The organism is Paenibacillus sp. MAH-35 (genome assembly GCF_058135425.1).
In genome coordinates, this window is the sequence record NZ_JBYUPU010000083.1 from 1 (window position 1) to 7387 (window position 7387).

The 7387-nt window shown below is 58.6% G+C and carries 8 protein-coding genes; 2 read left to right on the forward strand and 6 right to left on the reverse strand.

What is annotated here, in order from left to right; genetic code table 11:
* Positions 1–226 precede the first annotated feature (226 nt).
* The 5 genes from AC3Y2E_RS34380 to AC3Y2E_RS34400 all read right to left on the reverse strand — a co-directional run bounded on the left by AC3Y2E_RS34380 (position 227) and on the right by AC3Y2E_RS34400 (position 4762).
* The gene (locus AC3Y2E_RS34380; RefSeq protein ID WP_379217912.1) at positions 227–1072 is read right to left on the reverse strand and encodes a stalk domain-containing protein; all 846 of its coding nucleotides are present in this window, start codon (positions 1070–1072) and stop codon (positions 227–229) included.
* 204 nt (positions 1073–1276) lie between these two features.
* Positions 1277–1882: a response regulator gene (locus AC3Y2E_RS34385; RefSeq protein ID WP_379217914.1), complete on the reverse strand. Its 606-nt coding sequence runs from the start codon at positions 1880–1882 to the stop codon at positions 1277–1279.
* A 17-nt stretch (positions 1883–1899) separates the two neighbouring features.
* Positions 1900–3030 (reverse strand): sensor histidine kinase, encoded by a 1131-nt coding sequence (locus AC3Y2E_RS34390; RefSeq protein ID WP_379217916.1) that lies wholly within the window; start codon positions 3028–3030, stop codon positions 1900–1902.
* Positions 3031–3032: 2 nt separating this feature from the next.
* Positions 3033–3767, reverse strand: coding sequence for an ABC transporter permease (locus AC3Y2E_RS34395; RefSeq protein WP_379217918.1), 735 nt, complete (start codon positions 3765–3767; stop codon positions 3033–3035).
* A gap of 74 nt (positions 3768–3841) precedes the next feature.
* Positions 3842–4762, reverse strand: coding sequence for an ABC transporter ATP-binding protein (locus tag AC3Y2E_RS34400; protein ID WP_379217920.1), 921 nt, complete (start codon positions 4760–4762; stop codon positions 3842–3844).
* Positions 4763–4944: 182 nt separating this feature from the next.
* On the opposite strand from AC3Y2E_RS34400, the gene AC3Y2E_RS34405 reads away from it, so the two are divergent.
* Both AC3Y2E_RS34405 and AC3Y2E_RS34410 read left to right on the forward strand, forming a co-directional pair.
* Positions 4945–5223, forward strand: coding sequence for a DUF7662 domain-containing protein (locus tag AC3Y2E_RS34405; RefSeq protein WP_190923535.1), 279 nt, complete (start codon positions 4945–4947; stop codon positions 5221–5223).
* A gap of 128 nt (positions 5224–5351) precedes the next feature.
* Positions 5352–5915: an FAD-dependent oxidoreductase gene (locus AC3Y2E_RS34410; RefSeq protein WP_379217923.1), complete on the forward strand. Its 564-nt coding sequence runs from the start codon at positions 5352–5354 to the stop codon at positions 5913–5915.
* 79 nt (positions 5916–5994) lie between these two features.
* Here AC3Y2E_RS34410 and thrC read toward each other — a convergent pair whose 3' ends face one another.
* Positions 5995–7131: a threonine synthase gene (gene thrC / locus AC3Y2E_RS34415; RefSeq protein WP_379217926.1), complete on the reverse strand. Its 1137-nt coding sequence runs from the start codon at positions 7129–7131 to the stop codon at positions 5995–5997.
* Between the last annotated feature and the right edge of the window lie 256 nt (positions 7132–7387).

Below are 7387 nucleotides of genomic sequence, written 5' to 3' on the forward strand. Positions count from 1 at the left end.
ATCCGCAACTTTGCAGGCAAGTACGTAACTGCCCAGGGTGAAGAGCATCGGAAAGCCGTATGCGGGAAAACCGCACGTACGGTTTGATGAGGAGGGGCTGGTAATCCCAGCCCTTTACTCTACTATGTTGTTCCCAGAGCCCGAGAAAAAGACCTCAACCTCCACATGTCCGTGGAATTTGAGGTCTTTTTGTTAGAAAATGGGAACATTCCCCAGTCAGGCGTAGTTATTTCGCTTCGGTATCGTTGGAATCCAGCACGAAGATCGCTTGAGCGGCGCTTTGCGGCGGCAAGCTCATCGTCATGACAGGGCCGTAGTAAGCTTTCACCTTCATGCCTTGCTTCAATTGATCCTGGGCGACGGCTTCTCCGCCAATAACCCCGGACATCAGCTTGGTGTCCTTGCTCACGTGAAGCACGACTCCGGCCGTCGGATCGTCGGCTTTGTCGCTAACCTTAATCGTGAGCCCGTGGTCGGTCGATTGGACCGATTGAATCGTGCCTTCGGTCATTCCGAGCTCATGGACGATTTTGATCGACTCCGCTTTGGCTTGCGGCGGAATGCTCTTCGTCATCGCAAGGCTGTGGGTCGCTTCGATCTTCATACCGGCCTTCAGCACCGAAGCGTCATGGGTTTCGGACTTGTTGTCCGTCACCTTGAAATCGGCGGGAACGACCAGGCGAACGATCGCATTCACCGCGTCTGCCCCTTGATTGAGAACGTCTACGTAACGAACCCCGTCCTTGCCTTCCTGAACGTCAAGCACGATGCCGTCGAGCGCTTGAACTTGTGCCGGAGGTTTCATCTGCTGGATGTCGATCCGGGATTCCTGCTCGTTCCAAGTTACGTTCAGGCCGAACGTGTTGCCCATTTCTCTTACCGGCAAATATGCGGTGCCGTCTACGATAAGCGGCGTTATGTCAGAAGGGCCTTTGCCTTCGATGACGACCTTGATTTTCGAATTGAAAATACCTTTTACTTCAGTCCAATCGGCTGTAGCGGCGAATGCGGACGTACCGATCATTCCGACGGCCAGCGTGGCGATCGTGACGGCTTTCATCATTTTTTTCATTATGTGCTGCCTCCTCTGATGTGGTCGGACTGTACAGGTCAGAATCGACTAGATCCGACTATGTATTAGGTTGTCCTCTTCCTTCCAGACGCCGCCTCTAGTTGAAATGTTGCAGCTGCATATAAAAAAATGCCGACGGCCTTTCCGGCGGCATCGCGTCCAACTGCCCAAGACGGGAGATGCCGTGTCCGTTCCGCCGCCGGATTACTCCAGCCAGCCTTTGTCCCGGGCGGTCCGGATCGCTTCGATCCGCGTCGACGCTCCGAGCTTGCCGATCGCCTCCGACATATAGTTGCGGACCGTTCCGTGCGACAGAAACAGCCTGGCCCCGATGTCCTGCAGCGTCAGCCCTTCCGCTGCGAGGCGCAATACGTCGCGCTCGCGGGGAGACAGCGGACTCGGAGCCTCCCACATGGCGAGGGATAGCTCCGGGCTGATGACCCGCTTGCCTGCGTATACGCGGCGGATGGCGTCCGACATCTCGTCGCTGGAGCTGTCCTTCAGCAAGTAGCCGGCGACGCCGGCGGCTATCGCCCGCTGGAAATACCCAGGCCGCGCGAATGTCGTGACAATCAATATTTTGCAAGGAGAGCCGTCCTGGCGCAGTGCCTCGGCCACATCGAGGCCGGTTTTCAAGGGCATCTCGATATCGAGCACCGCTACGTCGGGACGGGCGGAGCGGATAAGCTGCAAGGCGTCTTCGCCGTTCTCCGCCTGGCCGACTACTTCGATATCGTCCTCCAGCGACAGCAGCGTGGCCATAGCGCCGCGCAACAGCCGCTGATCCTCTCCAAGTACCACTTGTATCACGCAGGTATTCTCTCCCTTCAACTGTTTCGGATAACACGCGGCACCGTTAAAGTGACGATCGTGCCTGACGCCGGTCCCGGCGACAGCTCCACACTGCCGTCGACCAGCGCCAAACGTTCTCTCATCCCGGCCAGACCGTTGCTGCCTGCCGGTATGGCGTTCGGTTTGCCCATGCCGGTTCCGTTATCAGATACGAGAAGCCGGACCAAGCCGTTCTCAATATCGATAGATACGTCACACCGGGCGGCCCGGCTGTGGCGGACCACGTTCGTTAACGCTTCGCGGAAGCAAGTCGCCAAGATGGATTGCTGCAAAGCCGTGAGCGGCAGTTCCGCATCGGATTCCGCCGCATGTTCCGGCAGAGTCAGCACGATTCCGGCCGCCTCGCACAATTCCAGAGCATGAGCGAACTCGTCCGCCAGGCGCACCGCCTTCATCTCGGTGACGAGATCCCGCATCTGCTTCAGAGCGGCCCGGGCGGTTATGCGAATGTCGCGCGCTTCCTCGGCCGCCTTGTCCGGGGCGCGGTGCACGAGCTTTTCCGTCACTTCGCTTTTCAGGCTGATCAAGGTGAGCGTATGTCCGAGCGTATCGTGCAGTTCCCGGGCGATCCGCTGCCGCTCCTCCTGCTGAGCCATTCTCTCGATTTGGGCGGTAGCCGCCTGAAGCCGGTTCGCCATCTGCTTGTATTGGGCGGACACCCGGATGAGGAACGGCATGACGCAGACGCCGAACAGCGGCGGGAGGATTGCGGCGAGCAGCGTTTGCCCGAGCATCTGGTACTGCATGACGAGGATCGCCGCCATCCCTGCCAGAAAAGAGACGGAGATCGTGGCGATGACCCGCGTCTTCTGCTCGCTGAGCGGATAAGCGAACAGAAACCCGACGTAGGCGAACATCGGGTGATAAGCGGCGGACAACGTCAGCGTAATCGCCGTTTGGGCGATCAGCATGGCCGGCGCAGCGGAAGCCGTCCAGTACAGCTGCCGGTATAAGACGACGAACGCGCCGAGCAGCAGCAGACCCAGAGCCAGCTTGACCGGGGGCTCCTGCAGGACGAAGTACAAAGGAATCAGCAAGTTCACCAGCAGCAGAAGCGGAAACCAGCCCTCGGATGCGGGGAACAGTTTCTTGGCCGCTCGAATCATCGTTAGATCGCTTCCCGTCTGTTCATAAGATACCCTGATAGTACCATAAAGAGAAGGAAGCATGCGGACAAGATTCCGATGTCGATCATGTCCGGCGCTTTGCCGGCGAGTATATTCCAGGCGCCGTGCGCATACCGGTGGGTCGGCGTCCATACGCCGATTCGCTGAATCCAGTCGGGCATCGCCTGCAGCGGCATCCACAATCCGCCCAGAATAGCCAGCCCCATGTGAACCATGTTGGCGATCGCGGTGGCGGCGTCGGCGTTTTTCAGCGAGCCCATCAAGGACCCGATGGCCAGAAACGGCAGGCTGCCGATCCACAGCCATAAGCCGCAGGCGATCCACTGCCCGGCGGTCAGGTCGATCCCGTAGACGAGACCGGCGGTCGGGAACAACAGAGCAATTATAAGCAGGTGAACTGCCATATGCGCGCCCAGCTTGCCGCCGAGCCAGACCGTGGGAGGAAGCGGGGTAAGGCGGAGCAGCGCCATCCACCCGTCGCGTCGCTCGTAAGCGAGACGGATGCCGAATTGTCCGACGGACGTGCCAACCAGACTGAAGGCGGTCATCGACATGAGCAGATAGGCGCCCCATGTGGTCGAGGCGATTTCGGTCTGAACGCCGTTGATGGCCGAGAAGAGGAAATAAAATACCATCGGCATGGCAATCGAGAATAACAGGAAAAACGGGCTGCGCACGATGCGCAAAGTTTCGGCTTTTGTTTGGGCGGCAAGCATAGGGAAAATCCTCCTTATATAAAAAGCGTAATCGGGTTATTAGGCTCTTTCGGGTAAAGGCAGCTGGTTCAGGTTCAGCTGTGAGCCAGTTTTTGAGCCAGGGGCTTCTCCGTGATCGACCGGAAGGCGTCCTCCAGACTGGCCGATTGCACTTCGATATCGGAGACGCCCCAACCGGTTCGCAGCAGCTCCGGCAAGACGAGATCGGCGTTCCGTACATAAAGCCGGATGCGGCTGCCGCGGCTGTCCACTTTCTCGACGCCCGGAAGTTGCAGCAGTTCATGCTCGTGCGGCATCGATGCGGCCCGGAAGGAGACGGTCCGCAGACTCGCTTTCGCCTTCAGTTCGGCCGGCGTGCCTTCCGCGATAATCCGCCCGGCCGCCAGCACGGCGATATGGTCGGCGACGTTGTCCGCCTCTTCCAGGTGATGCGTCGTCAGCAGCACCGTAGTGCCCTGATCCGCCAGCTCCCGGATCGTCTCCCAGAAGCGGATTCGGGCTTCGACGTCCATACCGACGGTCGGTTCGTCGAGCAGGAGCAGCTGCGGGTTGCCTGCCAGGCTTTGCGCGAAGGCAAGGCGGCGGCGTTGTCCGCCGGAGAGCGAGGAGGCGCGTTTCTTCGCTTCCCCGTGAAGGCCCGATACGTCCAGCAGACGGTCGAGAGGGAGCGGATTGCGGTAGTAACTACGCAGCAGCTGCAGCACCTCGCGAACGGTCAGGCCGTCGGCGGCTTTTGCGTCCTGCATCATAGCTCCGACCCGCTCGCGCAGCTCGGGACTGCCGGCTAGCTGGCCCAGGACGCGAATCTCGCCGGAGGTAGGCTTCAGCATGCCGAGCATCATCGAGATGGCGGTCGTTTTGCCTGCGCCGTTCGGTCCGAGCAGGGCGGATATTTTTCCGCTCTCCAGCCGGAGGTCCATGCCGTCGACAGCGCGGAAAGCGCCGAATTGTTTGACGAGCTGCTTGCTTTCAATCGCATATTTCACGGGAATCATCCTTTTCTATCAACGTTTCGCTTCGATACATTTATTGTACCTGCTGCAGGACGTCGGCAGGCAGTAAGGATTGTCAGGAAGATCGGGTGACAAATGTCAGAATCCGTACGCCAGCCTCGCAGCCGTCAGTTGTTCAGGGATTGTTGAGATGGTTGCGATACAGTGGATACAGGTGATGAGAGATGAGACCGTACAAACGATTGGAAAACTACTTGCACGTTCAGACAACCGCATCCGTTAAGCTGACGTTTGATCAGATGGAGGGAATCCTTGGTGTCCCGCTTCCTCCGGAAGCGGTCTGTCAACCCGAATGGTGGAGCAACACGGTGATAGACGGCAGTTCGCCTGCGATGGGGTGGCTGCCGGCGTTCCGGAGAGTTTCGCGCGTAGTTCCGGGCGAGGGGGTAACCTTCGTGCGGTGCCGGTTGAGCGACCCGGATTTTAGCATGCTCCGGTTATAGCAGGCGGCTTGGAGACACTATAAAGAGGGAACTGAAATGAAACGCCGCTTCTCCATTTGCTTTATACGTGCTACTTTGTATACTAATGTATAGAAATACATTTCAATGTTTAAAAGGAGGACAAGTTTATGTTCGATATCGCGATTGTAGGAGCGGGACCTGCCGGCGCCAGCGCGGCCCTTTTTGCGGCGAAAGCGGGGAAAAAGGTGCTTGTCATCGACAGCGACCAGAGCATTACGAAACGGGCATGGGTAGAAAATCATTACGGTGTGGATCAAATATCGGGTCCAGACTTGATTGAAGTAGGCAAAAAGCAAGCCGTCAAATTCGGCGCGGAAATCGTCCAAGGGAAAGTAAGCGGAATTGAGCGCGGAGAAGGCGGATTCACTTTGCAAACCGAGCAAAGCTCCTATGAAGCGAAGTACGTTATTTTGGCGACCGGACTTTTCGCCGATCTGGCGGAAGCGATCGGTCTCGAGACCGTTCCCGGCACCGAGCCGCGGATCAAGACGATTATCAAAGCCGACAGCGCCGGCAAGACGAGCATCCCGGGCATCTGGGCGGCAGGTACGTGTGCGGGTGTGAGCGTACATACGATCATTACGTCCGGAGACGGCGCGAAGGTTGCGATTAACATCCTTAGCGAAATCAACGGAGAGCGGTACGTCGATCACGATATGATCAAGTCCTAATCCGCATAGTAGAACAGCATACAGAAGCAGGCGTCCCTCTGCCGCCCGGTTTCCCGGGCAGCGGGGGGACGCTGCGTTTTCAGGCCTGTAACGCTCTTGCTACATGGTCTGCGTCCAGCCTTATGGCAGAAGCGGCTGCCGCCGGATACATCCTGGCAGGAATGCCGGCCGACAAGCTTTGGACGATCGCCTCCGTATCTTTCAGCAGATGGCCGGTCAGGATGCAGGCGGCGGTCTCGTCCGGGCCGATCGTGCCGTCCGCCACTAGCTGCCGCAGACCTGCGACCGCTGCGGCGGATGCTGGTTCGCAGCCGATTCCGCTGCGATCGACAACCGATTTGGCCGCCAGGATGTCCTCGTCGGAGACCGAGGCCGTAACGCCTCCGGTCCGTTCAATCGCATACCGCAGCGCCTTCGGCCAATTCGGCGGATTTCCGATATTTAGCGCCGAGGCCACCGTATCGGGGGAGAGGACCGGATGCAGCTGCCGGCGTCCCGAGCGGAGCATCGCGTGGAACGGGGACGCCCCTTGCGCCTGAATAACCGCTACGCGGGGCAGAGACTCGATCAAGCCGATCCGGTGCAGCTCCTCCAGTCCTTTGCCGAGCGCCGATGCGTTGCTGAGTGCGCCCCCCGGCAGGACGATCCAGTCGGGCAGCTTCCACCGCAGATCGTGAGCGAGCTCGAATACGATGCTTTTTTGCCCTTCGATGCGAAGCGGGTTGATCGAATTGCACACATACAGCCCGAGCTGCCTGGCGTACTGCTCCAGAAACCGGATTCCTTCGTCGTAGCCGCCTTCCGTCCGGAGCAGCCGGGCGCCGTACGCTTCGGTTTGCAGCGATTTATTGAGGGATACGCCGGCTGCGGGAAGAAATACGACGGCTTCCTTGCCTGCCAGCGCAGCGTACATCGCCATCGAGGAGGACGTGTTGCCGGTGGACGTGCAGGCGAACCGCTCACAGCCAAGCCAGAGTCCGTGAGAAACCGCTACCGTCATTCCGTTGTCTTTGAACGACCCGCTCGGGTTTTCCGATTGCGCCTTCAGCCACAGACGGCGTACGCCGGTATAACGGCGGAGCAGCTCGTGCTCGTATAGTCCGGTGTTGCCTTCGTATTTGGTGACGATGTGCTCGATGGGAAGCGAAGGGTGGATGAGCTCCTTGTACCGCCATACGCCCCCGGAGAGCGGCGTGTGACGATCCGCCCGGCGCATATCGAACAAGCGCCTAAGCTGTTCGGCATCTGTATGACGCCAATCGTGGACCGTATCCAGCAGTCCCCCGCATTCACAGCGGTACATTACGGGATGAGCAACGGGATACTCCCTGGCACATTCGAAACATATATATTTCATCGGGGACGAAAAACGACCGGAAAAGCCGCACCGGCCGCTCCTCTTTCCTCCTTTGTTCTTGTTTTTGCAGCGCCGCAGTTATAGAATAAAAGAATCTGAAGCATAAAACTAATAT